Source organism: Streptomyces sp. NPDC005483 (genome assembly GCF_040606035.1).
Lineage (GTDB): Bacteria > Actinomycetota > Actinomycetes > Streptomycetales > Streptomycetaceae > Streptomyces.
In genome coordinates, this window is the sequence record NZ_JBEXEA010000057.1 from 9,689 (window position 1) to 25,879 (window position 16,191).

Here is a 16,191-nt window from a genome sequence, read left to right on the forward strand (position 1 = left end):
TCCGACGACCCCGAAGCCTTGAAACCCTCCGGCTCAGTACCAGGAGCACCCGGCTCCCGCCCGTCAAGCCGACGCCCCCCACCGGAGAACACACCCGCCGACCCGCCGCCAGCGCTCGGCTCCGACGACCCCGAAGCCTTGAAACCCTCCGGCTCAGTACCAGGAGCACCCGGCTCCCGCCCGTCAAGCCGACGCCCCCCACCGGAGAACACACCCGGCTCAGACGACATCGGAGCCTTGGGACCTGCGGCGTCCGCAGCCGTACTCGTCGGCGGCCGTCCCGCCGGCGTCTCTCCTCCGTCCAGCCGCTGGCCCTTCCCGAAGAAGGGACCGACTTCCTGGCCATTGTCGGTGACCGTGAACTTCGAGGTGTCAGCGGGCTTGGCGGACTGAGGGGAACTCACGTCGCCGCCCTTGCTGATGGCCTCCTGCCGTCGGATGTGAGCGGTCTTCAGAACCTCGTTCATCTCCTTGTACTGCGAGGCCTGAGACGGGTCTGACTTGCCACCCGGGCGAGCGGCATTCGTGGGGGCGGCCTGGGCGTCCCCGTGCCCGGATTTCGAGGTACCCGTCGACGGGGAGGAGCCGGTGGTCGCGCCCGGCTGCCGAACCTCGTCCGCGCCACCCTGCCGCGCCGCACCGCGCGTCTGTCCACCGGAACCCGCCTCGGGGCCGGTGTTCGAGACGTGCTGGGCCGCCTCGGAGCTCCTGCCGGCACCGTGGATCGCCGAGCCGCTCCCGATGGGACCGGCTCCGGCGGCACTCACCACGGCGTCCGGGTCGTGCGGCCTCTCCGTGCCCGTTGCCGACAGGCCACCACCGGCCGCGTCGGTGGCTTCGGAACCGGGTACAGCAGCGCCCTTGGCTCCGTCGGACCCACCACCGGGGCCGCGTACGTCACCGGCGCCCGAGGGCGACAGCTGTTCGCGGACAGTCTTGGCACCGCCCGTGTCCCCACCGACGCTCCGCGTGCCGCCCCCGCCGCCGACCGGCGCCGGACCCGCCTCGGCGCGGGCCGCGTCAGACCCGCCACCCATACCCTTCCCGCCGGAACCGGTACTCGGCAGCGGCGCCGACTTGTCCGGGTCACCGATCCGGGCGGGCGCCTCCTTGCCACCGGACGGGCGGTCCGTACCGCCGGCTCCCCGGACGGCAGCCGTTCCCCCGTCGGGCCCGGCGACGGCGGAAGAGGTCTCCTGACGTACCGTCGTCGCGGCGCCGGACGTCCCGCCGCCCCGCACGGGCTCCGCGCTGCCAGCCGACGCACGGGTGGGCGCGGGCGGCGCCACGGCACCGGATGCCGTGTTCCGCCCAGGCTCCGACCCGCCAGCCGACGCACGGGTCGGCGCGGGCGGCACCACGGCGTCCGTCGTTTTGCCCCCGGAGCCGGACGACGAACGCGTGGGTCCGGCCGTGAGCGGCTGCGGGGCGGACAGTTCGGTCGCACCGGCCGCAGGGCGGACATCGGGTCCGGCGGTTGTCGCCGCGCCGTAGGCGGGGGGCGCATCGTAGGCCGGCGGTGCTTCGCTGAAGCCGTACCCCTTGCCGGTGTTTACATTAGGCAGTCCCTTGGTGGGGGTGGGCACATGCACGCCGGCGCTCTCGATGCCCTGTGTCACCGAGGTCACCGACTGCGGACCGCCGCGCTCGGGCTTGGGTATCCAGCGCTCTCCCAGGCCCGCGACCGGCTTTCCCGTCGGGCCCGTCGCGCCCAGGCCGAGAGCCCATGCCTCGTTCTTCCAGTCGACGTGGTACTTGGCGCCCGCGGCGGAATGGGCCAGCTGTTGATTGAGAAGGTCGAAGCCCAGACCCAGCCCTGCCGAGAGGGCCACCTCGAAGGAGAACGCCGTTGCCGCGCCCACCATGCCGGGTTGCAGCTCCAACGCGCTGATGAACATCTGCGCCGCGAAGGAGGCGTAGATCTGGAGGTACGGCGCGAGCAGGACACCCAGCCCGATGGTGATGCCCATCAGGGCGAGACCGAAGATGTTGGCCAACGCGGCGATCAGGCGCTGCTTGTTGATCTCCTTGACTGCCTTGTCGACCTCCTCGGCATAGATGTTGAGCGCCTCGCCCGTCTTCCACGCCATGTCCGCCGACGCGAGCATCGTGGCGCGCACGCTGTGATCACCTGAACTGAACGCGTCCCGAGCCGCCGTCGCCGCCTTGCTCGTCCAGTGCATCCCCTCGATCTGGCCCTGCATCGACTGGGCAAGTTCGTACATGCCGTCGCCGTACTGGATCCACTCACGCGCGAGATCCCTGATCGGACCCGTGTCGAACTGTGCCATGGGGGACCGGACCTTTCAACGACTGCTTTTACGCGTCTATGGGGTGAGGTATCTGGATGTCTGAGACGAACGTGGCGGGAGCGGCGGCCGGGCCCGGGTCAGAGCGCCGGTTCGGGTTCCGGCGCGTCGAGGACCGCCTGGATGACGGCTCCCCCCTTGCGGGAGACGAGGGTGCCACGGCCCGGTGCTCGGCGGGCCGCCCGGTGGTCGCCCAGCAAAGCTCCCTCGCGCGGGTCTCCGGAGAGCAGCAGGCCGCCGGTGCCGAGTTCGCGAAGCCGTCCGACGAGCGGGTCGGCCATCAGCGACCGCCCGGCGCCGCCGATACGGCGGGCGAGCACCAGGTGGAACCCGATGTCCGCGGCGTGCGCGAGGAACTCAGTCACCTGGGCCAGCGGTCCCCGTGCTCCCACTCCGCCACCGACCAGGTCATAGTCGTCAACCACGAGGTACAGCTCCGGGCCAGTCCACCAGTTGCGTTCACGCAGTTCACGGGCGCTGATCCCGGGCGGGGGCGTCCGCTCGCGCAGTTTCGCCACCAGTTGTTCCACATAGACCTCGGCGGACGCGGACTCGCCGGCTTGCGCCCCGACGTAGTCCTCCGGCACCGTTTCGAGCAGGCCGCGTCGGTAGTCGACGATGATGAAGCGGATGTCCCACGACGAGTTGCCCGTGGCCATCCGGCGCATCCAGGAACGCAGGAACTGCGTCTTGCCCGAACCGGACTCGCCGAGCACCAGGAAGTGCGGACCGTCCTGTTCCAGGTCGATCACGGCAGGCGCGAGGTCGGATTCGCGCAGCCCCACCGCGACGGATGTGGCGGACAGGCCGGCGCCTTCCGGATGGGCCAGCCCGACGGCCATGTCCAGTTCTTCCGAAGTGACCAGGTCACCGAGGGCCCGGAGGGGTTCGGCGTCCCGGCCGCCCCAGGAGGTCAACAGATCACCGACGAGCTGCTGCTGGGCCTTGGCGAGCCCGTCGCTGGCGGATATGCCGTCGGCGCGTGGCAGAGCGGTGTGGAAGATGTTGCCCGGTGCGACGATGCCTCGGCCGGCCACAATCGCCCGCAGGCCTCGCGCGGCAGGCCGGGAGATCTCCGACTCACCTGGGTCGTTGAGTCGCAGTTCGAGCCGGCCGGTGATGCTGTCGCGCAGGTTGGCGCGGATCTCGTTCCAGCGGTTGGCGCTCAGCATCAGGTGGATGCCCACGCCCAGTCCGCGGCTGGCGATCTCCAGGACGATGCCATCCGCCTCCTCGACAGCCCCGCGCAGGGCGGCCCAGTTGTCGATGACCAGGACGAGGTCGGCCGAGTCGGTGCCGCCAGGAAGGCTGCCCTCCTCCCGCAGGCGACGGAAGTCCTCGGCGGAGTCGATCTTCAGGTCGCGGAACAGCTGCTCACGCTCCTCGACGCGCTGCTGCATCACCGTCAGCGCCCTGCGGACCCGGGCCTCGTCCTGCCGGGTGGCCACTCCCGAGATGTGCGGGGCGTCCTCCAGCCCGGCGAGACTGCCGCCGCCGAAGTCGACACAGACGAACTGCAGCTCGTCGGGGGTGTGCAGCAGCATCGCGCTGACCAGCGCGGTGCGCAGCAGGGTGCTCTTGCCGCTCTGCGGGGCTCCGACGACGGCTACGTGACCGTGGGCTCCGGCCAGTTCGAGCAGCAGCGCGCGCTGCTCCTGGCGTGCGGGCAGGTCGACGACACCGATCGGGAAGGCAAGCCGACCGCCCGCGGGCCACATTTCGGAGCACAGGCCGCGCCGCTCGTCGACGCCGACCGGGCCCAGCAGGGAGTCCAGTTCCACAGCGGGCGGCAGCGGGGGTAGCCACACCTGGTGCACGGGGGTGCCGTACGGCATCATCTGATCCACGGCCACCTGCATCTCGGTGCGCCGTCCCACCTCGGGCAGCGGCAGGGGGGCGGCGGGCGCCTTGGCTGTCTCGGTGTCCTCCTGTCGGGCGTGCTCCACGGTGCGGTACCCGAAGGGCTCGGGGGGCGCGGAAGCCGGTCGGGCCACGGGCGCCTCGGCTGTGCCGCGGTGCGAGCCAGAGACATGGGCCACCCGGAACCGTTCGTACACCGACTCGTCGACCTTGAGGTAGGCGGAGCCGGGGATCGCGGGAAGCTTGTAGGCGTCAGTGGTGCCGATCACCGCGCGGCTCTCGGCGGCGCTGAAGGTGCGCAGGCAGATCCGGTAGGACAGGTGCGACTCCAGGCCGCGCAGGCGTCCCTCGTCCAGCCGCTGGGTGGCGAGCAGCAGATGCATGCCGAGGCTTCGGCCCACACGGCCGATCTGGACGAACAGTTCGATGAAGTCCGGTCGCTGGGACAGGAGTTCACCGAACTCGTCGACCATGATCATGAGGTAGGGCATCGGCTCCAGGGGCCGGCCGTGCACATCGGTGGCGCCCTGCGCCTGCAAGATCTGGTACTCGCGGACCGAGTCCACGTTGCCGGCGTCGCGCAGCATGCGCTGACGGCGTTGCTGTTCTCCCTGGAGAGCCGCGCGCACCCGTTCGACGAGGGCCAGGTCGTCGGCGAGATTGGTGATCAGGCCGGCGACGTGCGGCAGTTCGGTGACACCGGCGAAGGTGGCGCCGCCCTTGAAGTCGACAAGGACGAAGCCCAGCTGGTCCGGCGAGTGGACGAGCGTGAGGCCGGTGACCAGGGTGCGCAGCAGCTCGCTCTTGCCGGAGCCGGTGGCGCCGACGACGAGGCCGTGGGGGCCGACGCCGCCCTGCGCTGACTCCTTCAGGTCGAGGATGAGCTGTTCGCCGTCGCCGGTGACGCCGACCGGCAGGCGCAGCAGGTCTTCGGCGTCCGGAGCCTTCCACAGGGACGGCGGGTCCAGCGCGTCCAGCTGTTTCAGACCGAGCATCTCCGGGAGGGAGACGGTACGGGCGAGTACTTGTTCACGCTCTCCCGCCAGGCGCAGGGGGGCGAGTGCCCGTGCGGTCTGCTCGCCCAGGGCGGGCGGGCAGCGGTCGGTCACGGCGTCCTCGACCGTGCCGATCAGTTGGGGGTAGGGGCTCTCCAGAGTGAGGGCGCCGTCGGTGTCGATCCGGGCGCGGGCGTCCACCCGGCCGGGTTCCTCGCCGTCCTTGGTGACGGTGCACACCACGTGCAGGCCGGTGGCCGGACCGGCTTCGGCCAGCAGGTCGGTCACCAGCTGGGAGCCCGCCCAGGCGGCGGTGGGGCGGTATCCGTCCAGGACGACGACGAGGTGCCGTTCGGCCCTGGTCTCCCGGCGCAGGATGTTCGCGGCGTTCTCGGCCCGTTCGGCGCGCACCCGCTCCAGATGGGTCTCCAGTACGTCGGCGAGTCCCTCCAGGTCCTGGGCGAGGGCGGGGGCGGTGGAGCCCTTCGCGGCCTCCCGGACGTGCGGCAGCCATTTCACCCAGGCCCACGGGACATCACCGTCTGCCAGAGCCACCACCTGTACGTCGTCGGGGGCGTGCAGGACGGAGAGCTGGAGCAGCAGGGCGCCCACCGCCTCGGCGGTCCGCTCCTTGGGGCCGGCGAGGCTGAGCACCCCGGTGTTGGCGAGGTCGATCCAGGCGGGTTGGCGGCCGACCCTGGCATAGTCGCGGACCAGTCGCTCCGCGGCGCGCTGCGACTGTGTCTCGAACTCCGCGGTGGGGTCGCCTCGTCGGCCCGACGACAACTGCATGGCCGGGGCCCCGGCTCCCTGTCCGAGCCTGAGCCGCAGGAAGTCCTCGTCGGTGGGGCGGCGTTCCCACACCCGGCGGCGGCCGGTGGCCAGGGCCCACAGCCGGTGCGGGCTCGGCTGGAGGAAGGCGGCGACCGCGCGTTGCGCCTGGGCGGAGTCCCGCGCCTGGGCGCGGATGTCGGCGAGGAACTCGACATAGCGGTCGCGCTGGCGCAGCCGGGTGGTGCGGTTGGCATTGCGCGACTGGTTGCGTACGTACACGGTGACACCGACCGAGATGACCACGAAGCCGATGCCCAGCATGGTCATCCACAGTCGGCCGAAGGTGACCATGTAGGCGGCCATGCTGACGCTGCTGAGCAGCGGCAGCAGCAGGTACAGCCAGGTGGACGCCTGGTTCTCCACGGTCTTCTGGGGCGGCGCGGGCAGTGCGACCTGCTGCTCGGGGACCGAGGGCGGCAGGGTGCGCGCAGGGCGGTGGAAAGCTATCTGGCTCATCAGTTGGGGAAGTCTTCCAGGATGGCGGAGTCCTCGGGGTCGAGGTTGGCCGGGGCGTCCGGGGGAGCGGAGGTCGGCACGCTGGAGTCGCCGGAGCCGAGGGCCGAGCTGAAGTCGCGGAAAGACTGTTCCAGCTTGACCTCCGTCTGACTGAAGGTGACGGCGACCATTTCGACGACGCCCGCCATGACGTTGAGGACGCCCTTCTCGGGCTCCTCCTTCGAGCCGAACAGCTCCCTCATGACGGTGTTCCAGCGGTCGCCGAAGGACTCGGCCTCCGCGGCGGTGCGGCCCGCCCACCCCAGTTGCAGCTGGAAAGAGGCGTCAGCGATGGCTTCGATCGCGTCGCCGACCTCGCCGGAGAGTTGCGCCAGCCGTTTGGCAACGCTCTCCACCTGTTGCGGATCGATCGACACGGTCGCTGTGTCGTAGTCGGGTGTGCTCGGCATCGATTCCCTCCCTGCTGGGCTCGACGGGTCTGGTGGAAGACCCGCTCAGGTGACGTTGTTGTAGCTTTTCGTCTCGGCGTCGAGATAGTTGTCGTAGCTGACCTGCATCCGCCGGACCATGTCTTCCAGCAGTTCGTGCAGATCCTGCGAGGCGCGCCGGAACCACTCGGTGACAGGCTCGCTGGTGGCGGAAGCGGGGCTGCGCCAGGCTTCACCGAGCTTGTCGAACTCGGTGCCTATCTGGCTCAGACAGCTCTGGATCTCACCCGAATACCCCTTGACCTTGCCGATCGCGGAGTGCAACTCGCCCAGTGCGACGGCCCACTCCGCGGCTGATGTGGGCGCCTGAGAACTGTCAGCCATGTCCATCCCCTGTTGCGTTCGGCTGTCGGCACGGTCGGCCTCCGGCCTGAGGCGAGTATGCCTTTACAAGATACGTGTGTTTCGTGTTCCGATGACCACGGGATACGTGGGAATATGACGGACACGACGTCCGGTCGCGCCACCCCTGTGCATCTGCCCGGTGGGGGCGCCCACGAAGAGGAGCAGGCCGATGGCCGAACCCTACGCGTCCAAATACGACACCAGTCCGCTGGCGCACAACGAATCCCAGGGCGACAGCACTCCCGACCCGGATGCCGGCAAGGACTTCGGCTACCTCGTTCCGCAGGTCAGCGTCGCCTGGGAGACGCCTCCCTCCTTCAACAAGCCGCCCAAGGACGCCGGCGGCGGTTCGGGCGGCCAGTCCAGCGACGTGACGGACAGCGGCCCGATCCTCATGGACGGGCCGAGTGTGCGCGCCGCCGAGTCGGCCGCACTGGGCGGCCTGCGCACCGCGTCCTCGGGCTACTCCAACCTGCGCGGCAAGGTGTCGTCGCTGAACGCCGACTTCTTCGGTCCGAAGGAGAAGAAGCAGCCGGTGGCCTCGGTGAACACCGGTACCGCCAATCCGACCGGCACCTCCTCGGGCACCATGTCCGACGGAGACACCGACCCAGAGGGCAACGAGGCGCTGCACCAGATGGCGGATCAGTTCTACGAGTCCATCAAACCCGCCATGCAGAAGGCCCTGTGGCAGATAGCCAACTCGCTGGAGGTGTCCGGTCAGTACTTGGCGATGGTGAACAAGGCCGGTCAGACCTACGCGCAGATGGACCGCGCGTGTGTGTTCCCCGACCCGCCGTCCTCGTCCGTCGTGCAGTGACCGCTGCCCCGGCCCGGCCGCCTCGGTCCTCATGAGTGTGCCACCACCCGCGGCAGGTCCTCGGGGAGCACAAGGGTGAGGTCGTCGGGCCCGGGGTCGGCCAGGTCCGCGACCCGCTCGGCGTGCAGTTCCGTCATCCGCTGGAAGACCTGCCGGGCGGTGCGGCCGTTGCCGAACCGCTCGGTGCGCTCCACGGTGTCGAAATAGGTGCGCAGCCCGGCGAGTGTCTCCTCGTGCAGCCGGTACTCGTGGCTGCGGGCCTGGTGTTCGACGATCCGGACCAGGTCCCCGGACGAGTAGTCGTCGAAGCTCAGGGTCCGGGTGAAGCGTGAGGCGAGGCCGGGGTTGGAGTCCAGGAACCGGTCCATGTCTCCGGGGTAGCCAGCCACGATCACGATGACGTCGTCCCGATGGTCCTCCATCAGCTTGACCAGGGTGGCCACGGCCTCATGCCCGAAGTCGGAGGACTGGCCCTGCGGAACGAGGGCGTACGCCTCGTCCACGAAGAGGACGCCGCCCAGGGCCCGCCGGAACACGGCGGTCGTCTTGGGCGCGGTGTGCCCGACATACTCGCCGACGAGGGCGCCGCGGTCGGCCTCGACGAGATGACCGTGGGCGAGCATGCCCAGGGCGGCCAGGATGCGCCCGTAGAGCCGGGCCACGGTCGTCTTGCCGGTGCCGGGGTTGCCCGCGAACACCAGGTGGCGGCTGAGCGGCGGCGGCTGGAGACCGGCCTCCTGTCGCTGCTTGACCAGGCGCATCACCTTGGTGAGCGAGGAGACTTCGGCCTTGACGCGTTCCAGGCCGACCAACCGGTCGAGTTCGTTCATGAGGGCGGGCAACGGGTCCTCTTCGCCGTCCTGGCCGGATGCGCCGGTACGGGCCGGGCCGGGCGCACCGATGGCCGCTTTGGGGTCCGCGGCGGACAGCGAACGGGTGCTGCCTTCCGGCAGCGAGGTGATCTCCACACCGGTGCTGCGGCACTCCACGAAGACCGGCTCGGCACTGTCATCGGCGGCCAGGTCCTCGCGGGTGTCGTGTACCAGACAGCGTCGGAACACCGGGGATGCCGCGGCGCCCACGTACAGCGCCGGGTAGCCGGTGATGGTGACGTCGCAGTCCTCGAACAGTCCCGCCGCCCCGTCATGAAGGTAGATGCCGTTCTTGCCCGCGTCCGCGACGCGCAGTTCCCGGACCCGGGGCCGGGCGCCGGTCCACACCACGAGGCCGCTCCCCCGCGCGCCGTCGACGGAGCAGGTGTCGATCCACGCCTCACTGTCCGCGTCCAGTCGGATGCCGGCCAGGGCCGCTCCCTCGATGGTGCAGCCGGTGAGGACCGCGCCGCCGGCCTCGGCGATCTCCACCGCGTTGTGCTGGCTGGCGCGTACCGCGCACTTGTCCAGCAGCGGACGGTGCCGGGTGTCCAGGCGTACGCCGGTGCCGCACTCGGTGACCGTGCAGCGGCGCAGTACCGCATCGCCGTCCGCGACATCGACACCGGACAGCGCGGCCCGTTCCACGGTGGTGTCGTACGCCGTCAGCTCGGCGCCCGCCTCGACCCGTACGCCGTGCCGGGCGCCGTCGCTGATCGCGCAGGCCCGCAATTCGGCGCGGGTGCCGGCGGCCAGATACAGGGTGTCCAGGGCGGTCCGGGACAGCTCACACTCGATGAGCACGGCGGACGAACGGCCGGTGAGGAAGACCCCATTGGCCTCGGTACGGGAGAAGACACAGCCGGCGGCACGCAGCCGGGCCCGGTCGCCGACTGCGACCGCGGTCTCGGTCAGGTCGACCGCGCGGACCCGGTCCAGGACGAGGCGGGCGTCGCCGACGGCGTGCAGTCCGGCCGAGCCGGTTTCCCCGACCTGGCAGTCACTGAGCCGGGCGTCGGACTTCCCGGCCAGCAGGACCCCCTCCCACCCGGTGCGCAGGATCTCGCACCGGTCCAGCCGGACCCGGTGCTCCGCCCGCCCCCCGTCCACCCGGTCGGTGCCCTCGGCCCGCCGCGCCACCTCACTGGCGCTGGTGCCCCGCGCACCGCTGGCGTCGGCCGGGACGGGCCTCGTCCCGTCCTCGGTCTCGGTGTGCGGGGCCGCCTCGTCGTGCTCGCCGCGCAGCCCGTGGGTGCCCGCGTCGTGCAGGCGGCAGTCGCGCAGCACGACCAGGCCCGCACCGGCCACGTGCGTCGCGGCGTCCGCGCAGGAGCCCAGCGTGCTGTGGGCCGCGGTCACCGAGGCGGTACCGGTCACCGTCAGGGCGCAGCCGGCGGCGCCGACGACGCGGCAGCCGTTCAATTCGACGCGGGCGGCGTCGGCGACGTTCACCCCGTGGCGGCCCGAGGTCTCGACGGTGGTTTTTTCCAGCAGCGCCGTGGCGGTGCCCCCGACCCGGACGCCGTCGCCGTGGGTGTCGCGTACCACGCATCCCCCGAGCACGACCGCCGCGTCGTGCCCGGCCTCCACCGCGCCCTTGGACACCGTGCAGTCGCGCAGTTCGGCCCGGCCGCCCCGCACCAGCACCGCCGGACCGGTGCCGTTGCCCTCCACGTCGAGACCACGCAGGACCGGTGCCCCGTCGGCGACGCTCACCGCGGGTCCCTGTGCCGCCACCAGCCGCACCGTGCCGGGTCCTTTGGCAGCGGCCACGGTCACGTCGCGGTCCAGTACCAGCGACTCGCGGTAGACGCCGGGCTGCAACATCACCACCGTGTCGTCCTCGGCGGCCCGAACTGCGGCCGTGATGCTTCGGTACGTCCCCCAGCCGCGCTCGGCGACCCGCAGCACCCGGCTCATCGCGCGCCGCTCCGCTCAGCACCGGTCAAAACGACTCTCCCATGCTCCGCATCATGCCGAAGACGCCGAAGACGCCCACGGCGAGCGGTACGGCGGCCACGGCAAGGAACAGTCCGAGGGTGCTCATCCAGACGGGCCGTTCGTCGGCCTCGTCGGGTTCGCCGAAGATCCGGACGGTGCCCCGGGCCAGTACGGCGACCGCGACGATGATGAGTACGACGGGTCCGATCCAGTCGGGAGCGCCAAAGGAGCCCGGCACCAGTGCCAGGCAGGCGGCAATGCCCACCGCGCCCGCGGCCAGTTGCGGCAGCACCGCGCCCAGTGCGTTGAGCAGCCCGGCGCGCAGCAGCAGCGAGCAGCTGGCGACGGCGCAGAGCGCGACCGCCCACACCTGGTCGGCGGCGGCCAGCAGGACCAGTGCCGGTGTCAGCAGCACGGCGCACAGTACGACGACGGCCACCAGCAGCCGACGCGCTCCTGTCACGAGACCGGCCACCTCGCCCTGGCCCTCGCCGGTCCCCGGGTCGCCGTCGCGGCCGGACGCTCCGTTGAGGGCGACGAGGTGTCCCGTGGCGGTGGGCGCGACCGCGATCACTCCCAGCAGCAGGACGACGACGACCGCCGCGGTCTCCAGCAAATTCGCGCCGAAGAACGCCAGCCCGGCGGCGACCGGCAGGTAGAGGGTGGCGCAGGCCAGGACGACGGTGCTGCACAGGTGCGGCACCGCCAGCCTGGCGGCGACCGCGCCGAGCAGCGCTCCGGCGCCCGCCCCGGCCAGGGCCGGGCCGACTCCGCCGCGGACCGCCGGCAGGGCCAGTGCGGCGGTGACGAACAGGGGTACCGCGGCCAGTGCCACGGTGAGCCGGATGCCGGTGGGAAGGCCCCAGCCACGCCGGGTGGCGTGCGCCGCCAGCAGGACGAGACAGGCCCCGGCCACCAGGGCGCCGAACCCGGCCGTCGGCCGGGCCGGTCCGACGGCGTCGAAGGTGACGAAGGCGGCCACCAGGGCGGCGATACCGGCGACGACCGCAGTGCGGGCGCGGGCCACGGGGTCGTAGGCCAGGGCATCGCGGTTGGCCGCGCTGATCTCCTCCTCCAGGTCGGTGACCTCGATCTCCTCGAACTCGCCCGCCGCGAAGTCCCTCAGGTAGAGGGTCGCTCCGTCCACCACACCGGACTCGGCCAGCGTCGCCTCGGGCGGGAACGGCCTGGCCCCGGGCAGCGCCAGCGACCAGGCCGGCGGAAACGTGTCGTCGGCGGTGACCTCACCGCACTCGCGCAGCAGTATGGGTGTGTACTCGGCGATGGCCGCGTGCACGGGTACCGACAGGTCGACTCTGCGTCGCTGTCCCACGATCGTCACGTGGCAGCGCTCGTCTTCCACCGCTGGCTTCCTTCCGGTCGGCTTGTGAGGAGTCCGGCACGGCATTATGTGTGCGCCTGGCGCGGCCGGACAGACTGCGGAGGGAACCGGTCGGTCGCGGCGAACCCCGGCGGTCACATGTCAGGTTCCCGCAGCAGGCATTCTCACGCTGCCGGGTGGCCGACACACATATGCCTGGTGTCCGTACGGTGTTCACAAGTTCGCGTGCTGTGCTTCCGGCCCGGCGCCCGGGAGTGGGCGCGGGTGGGCACCTCGGCCACATCCGCCCGGTTACCGGACGTGGACTCGCGTGGCCGGAGCACGGTCAATCTAGCGCACCACGGGAGCCCTTGACACACTCGGAGGGCAACTTGACAGGAACCGCCGGACAGAGGTCCGTATCCGCTTCGACAAGCGCGGACACGTGTCCGTCCGGCGGCGTGGACTCAGCACCCGGAGTCCGGTCCGTCACACGTCACGGAATGTCGACGAGTCCCTCGAATCGCTTCCGATAGCGGGCCACGACCGCCTTCTGGGCACCCTGTACTGCCGCAACGACCGTGTCGGCCAGCGTCTCGGGGTCGCTGGGGTCCGCGAGCAACGGGGAGATCCGCAGATCCTGAAGCGCTCCGGTGGCACTCACCGTGGCTCTGACCAGTCCTCCGCCGGCCGTCTCCGTCACGCTCTCGGTGGAGCGGCCCGCGTGGGCGGCGGCAAGGCCCCGCTGCAGTTCGTTGATCCGTCCGATCAGGCGGTTCACGCCGTCGTCGTTCTGTGTCACGTCAGCCCAGACCCCACTTCTGGTTGGCAGTGCCCGAGCAGTCCCAGAGCTGCAGCCGGGCACCGTTGCCGGTCTTCTTGTCCTTTACATCCACGCACTTGCTGGTGTTGCCCAGGTTGACCAGGTCGTTGGACGAGTTCAGGTTGAACCGCTGAGCCTTACTGCCGTTGCAGGTGGCGATCTGCACAGCCGCCCCGTTGGCGTTCGACCCTCCCGCGATCTGCATGCACTTACCCATCGACCGAACCGTCCGGTCGCTGTAGAAAGTCCACTTCTGCCAGGAGTCGTCGGAGCAGTCCCAGATCTGCAGGGGGGTCCCCGAGGCGGTGTTGCCGTCCAGGATGTCTATGCACTTGTGCGACTGGAAGCCGACCACCCGGCCGGCCTTCACCGCCGTCGGGCCCTGGATCTTGGCCGTCGTGCCGGAAGACGACGAACCGGAGGACGAGGTCGAGCCGGAGCCGGAGCCGGAGGCACTCGAACCCGAACCCGAATCACTCGCCGGTTTCTCGTCGGCCTTCGAGCCGGACGCCGGACTGGGTCCGGCCGAACTCGCCGAGTCCGAGCCGCTCCCGCCCTTCGTGGTGGAGTCGCCTACGGAACCGGCTTTGTCTCCCGTGGCCCCAGACCCGCCCCGGCCCTTCCCGCCGTCTTCGGACGCGCCGTCGGAGGGCGAGGGCCGCTTGTCGTCGGCCCGCTCGGAGGGTGTCGCGGTGACCTGCGTGGAAGCCTCGGCCTTGTCGGAGCCGCCCATCGTGGACAGGACTCCATAGCCCACCGAGACCGCCGCAACCAGTGCGACGACTCCGGCTACGACCACCAACCGAGACGCCACGTGTGGCCGGTCCCGCTCCCCGGCCCGGCGCGAACTGGCTGCGAAACTGCCCGCGAAACCCGGCAGACCGGGTCCACGCGGCTTGGCGAGATCTTGTTCCCCCATGAGGGTGCCTCCTAGGGTTTGTAGGTGTTTCTTCGAATCGAGATGTCAGTCGAGATGTCAAGCACATCTCAGCGGCCCGGCCGCTGGGCAGACAGGTATCTGTGGAGGGGCAGGTCCGCCTCCGATGTGGTCAGCGAGAACCGACCGCGTTACGGTACATGTGCGATAGTGTCACGCGACAGCCCAGGGATGTATCTACGGGGTGCCGGGGAGCGAGCCTGGGTGCTCCCGCGAAACCCGATCGACGGCAGGCCCAACAGACGCCGGGTGCGTTCAAACGGCGCGCCCTCGAAGGAAGGTTGCCTCTGTGGCACAGGCAATGGGCGGGATCGTCTACGACGTAACCCCGACATACGTGAGCGACGCGGCCACGGACACCGCGAACACCGCGGATCAGGTGGCTGTCCAGTTGGCGGATCTGCGGACCTATGTCGTGTCGCTGGAGACGGCATGGGGCGGCGTCGCGGCCGACCAGTTCCAGATCCTGATGCAGGAGTACGACAAGAATGCCAAGCTGCTGCACGAGGCACTGACCGCCATCTCGTTGGGCCTGCGCACGACCGCAGCCAACTACCGTGACGCTGAAGAGGTCGCGGTAGCCAACGTAGGCGCGGTCAACATCCCTCCGGCACGGCTCGGCTGATCGCGGACTGCGCGGCGACGAACCACCTTGCCCAAGCGCACTGCTGCTCTTCCCTCTCTCGTAAGGAGACCATCGTCCGATGCCGGATATCGGAAGTTCGCACATGTATGTCGGCGAGAGCCTTGAATCCGCCGGCGCCTATATGAACGCCAAGGCCGCCGAGATCGACGCTGATCTGGAGCGACTGCGCGCAAAGCTCGCCCCGCTCATCGAAACCTGGAAGGCCCAGTCCGCGGACCAGTACCTGGTGCACATGCACGAGTGGGACGTCGCCGCGATCGGACTTTACGGCGACGAGGCACAGGGCGGCGTGCTGGGCACGATCGCCGCGGTGATGCGCGTCAACTGGGGCAACTACGTCAACGCCGAGGAAGCGAACGTCAAGACCTGGACGCACGGCTGACGCCAGTCCGGGTTCACTGCACCTCGTCCTCCCCCGTAATCCGGTTCCCGGCATCCGCGGGGGAGGACGTGCGAGATATCGGAGAATTGGATACGTATGCGCCGCCGACGGGTCGGTGTCGTCTACTGGACGATGGCCTCTATCGCACGCCCACTCGTACGGCTGCTGTTCACACGCGACTGGGCGGGTGCACACCATCTTCCCGCCGCCGGCGGGTTTGTCGCCGCGGTCAATCACAATTCGAACATCGACCCCGTGGCCTACGGGTACTTCCAGTACGCAGCGGGCCGCCCGCCGCGCTTCTTCGCCAAGGCAACCCTGCTCGAGGGGATGTTCGGGCGGCTGATGCGGGCCATGCGGCACATCCCTGTCGCCCGGGGCGGGGCCGGTGCGCTGGAGGCGCTCGACGCGGCGGCGGAGGCGGTCCGGTCCGGCGAGGGCGTTGTCTTCTATCCGGAAGGCACCCTCACCCGTGACCCCGACATGTGGCCCATGGCGGGCCGGACCGGGATCGCGCGCGTCGCACTGGAGACCGGGTGCCCGGTGATACCGGTGGCCCAGTGGGGCGCCAACCATCTCCTTCCGCCCTACGGGAGGATGGGCCGTATCTTCCCCCGCCACACCCACCACGTGCTGGCCGGACCGGCCGTGGACCTGCCAGGTTCCGGGGCAGGGAACCCGGGCCGCAGGTGTGGCGCGAGGCCACGGAGGAGATCATGGCGGCGGTCACCGCGCTGCTCGCCGAGGTGCGGGGCCTGCCCGCGCCGTCGGCCGCAACCGCTCGGCGGCCGTCGCCCGCCGAGCAGGAGACCTCCGGCGCACAGGCGCCCTGAAGAGCGGGTTCACCTCCGGACGGCCTGTGCCAGGTCCCGGCCGGATCGGCGTGTGTACCAGCGGCGCACGATCGGCCGGGCCGCCTGACACAGGTCACAGATGTATGACACTCCAGTTGAGACGCTGTGCACGGCGATCAAGTCCGTGTCGGCGAAGGGCTGCTCCTGGTGCACTCCGCCGCCGTGCCTCGCCGCCGTCTCGAAGTGCACCGCGCACCGCCGGTTCCGGATCTGGTCCGGGGCCCTCGACAGCACGCTCGTCGTCCCGTCCGCGGCGGGCAGGGTATGCGGGGACCCCGGCCGGCTGCCCTCTTCATCGGGATCAGGTC

11 protein-coding genes and 2 pseudogenes are annotated in these 16,191 nt (G+C 70.5%); 5 read left to right on the top strand and 8 right to left on the bottom strand.

Translation table 11 applies throughout. The annotated features are described in order from the left end of the window. The 4 genes and pseudogenes from ABZT06_RS46730 to ABZT06_RS46745 form a co-directional block, all read right to left on the bottom strand. Positions 1-2,291 (bottom strand): annotated as a pseudogene (locus ABZT06_RS46730) (hypothetical protein); the annotation flags it as partial. Positions 2,292-2,389: 98 nt separating this feature from the next. After that, positions 2,390-6,454, bottom strand: coding sequence for a type VII secretion protein EccCa (gene eccCa, locus ABZT06_RS46735; RefSeq protein ID WP_355755171.1), 4,065 nt, complete (start codon positions 6,452-6,454; stop codon positions 2,390-2,392). Beyond that, positions 6,454-6,903: a WXG100 family type VII secretion target gene (locus ABZT06_RS46740; protein ID WP_355755173.1), complete on the bottom strand. Its 450-nt coding sequence runs from the start codon at positions 6,901-6,903 to the stop codon at positions 6,454-6,456. Before ABZT06_RS46740 ends, eccCa begins: the two co-directional genes overlap by 1 nt. A gap of 45 nt (positions 6,904-6,948) precedes the next feature. Further along, positions 6,949-7,266 (bottom strand): WXG100 family type VII secretion target, encoded by a 318-nt coding sequence (locus ABZT06_RS46745; RefSeq protein WP_355755175.1) that lies wholly within the window; start codon positions 7,264-7,266, stop codon positions 6,949-6,951. 190 nt (positions 7,267-7,456) lie between these two features. On the opposite strand from ABZT06_RS46745, the gene ABZT06_RS46750 reads away from it, so the two are divergent. Then, a complete protein-coding gene (locus tag ABZT06_RS46750; RefSeq protein ID WP_355755177.1) occupies positions 7,457-8,107 on the top strand; it encodes a hypothetical protein in 651 nt (216 codons plus the stop codon). A gap of 29 nt (positions 8,108-8,136) precedes the next feature. On the opposite strand, the gene ABZT06_RS46755 is transcribed toward ABZT06_RS46750, so the two are convergent. The 4 genes from ABZT06_RS46755 to ABZT06_RS46770 all read right to left on the bottom strand — a co-directional run bounded on the left by ABZT06_RS46755 (position 8,137) and on the right by ABZT06_RS46770 (position 13,983). Beyond that, positions 8,137-10,899, bottom strand: coding sequence for a right-handed parallel beta-helix repeat-containing protein (locus ABZT06_RS46755; RefSeq protein ID WP_355755179.1), 2,763 nt, complete (start codon positions 10,897-10,899; stop codon positions 8,137-8,139). Between the two features lie 25 nt (positions 10,900-10,924). Continuing rightward, positions 10,925-12,283 carry a type VII secretion integral membrane protein EccD gene (gene eccD, locus ABZT06_RS46760; RefSeq protein WP_355755181.1) on the bottom strand — a complete coding sequence of 453 codons (1,359 nt, stop codon included), beginning with the start codon at positions 12,281-12,283 and terminating at the stop codon, positions 10,925-10,927. Positions 12,284-12,737: 454 nt separating this feature from the next. Then, complete coding sequence (locus ABZT06_RS46765) at positions 12,738-13,043, bottom strand: YbaB/EbfC family nucleoid-associated protein (protein ID WP_355755184.1); 306 nt, start codon at positions 13,041-13,043, stop codon at positions 12,738-12,740. Between the two features lies 1 nt (position 13,044). Further along, complete coding sequence (locus ABZT06_RS46770; RefSeq protein WP_355755186.1) at positions 13,045-13,983, bottom strand: RICIN domain-containing protein; 939 nt, start codon at positions 13,981-13,983, stop codon at positions 13,045-13,047. Between the two features lie 307 nt (positions 13,984-14,290). Between ABZT06_RS46770 and ABZT06_RS46775 the strand changes: the two genes are divergently transcribed. From ABZT06_RS46775 to ABZT06_RS46790, 4 genes and pseudogenes are all read left to right on the top strand, one after another. Further along, positions 14,291-14,626, top strand: coding sequence for a WXG100 family type VII secretion target (locus tag ABZT06_RS46775; protein ID WP_355755188.1), 336 nt, complete (start codon positions 14,291-14,293; stop codon positions 14,624-14,626). Between the two features lie 79 nt (positions 14,627-14,705). Next, positions 14,706-15,029 carry a WXG100 family type VII secretion target gene (locus ABZT06_RS46780; RefSeq protein WP_355755190.1) on the top strand — a complete coding sequence of 108 codons (324 nt, stop codon included), beginning with the start codon at positions 14,706-14,708 and terminating at the stop codon, positions 15,027-15,029. 132 nt (positions 15,030-15,161) lie between these two features. Then, a pseudogene (locus ABZT06_RS46785) lies at positions 15,162-15,527 on the top strand (lysophospholipid acyltransferase family protein); the annotation flags it as partial. A gap of 191 nt (positions 15,528-15,718) precedes the next feature. Continuing rightward, positions 15,719-15,862, top strand: a complete 144-nt coding sequence (locus tag ABZT06_RS46790; RefSeq protein ID WP_355755214.1) for a hypothetical protein — start codon at positions 15,719-15,721, stop codon at positions 15,860-15,862. Positions 15,863-16,191 lie beyond the last annotated feature (329 nt).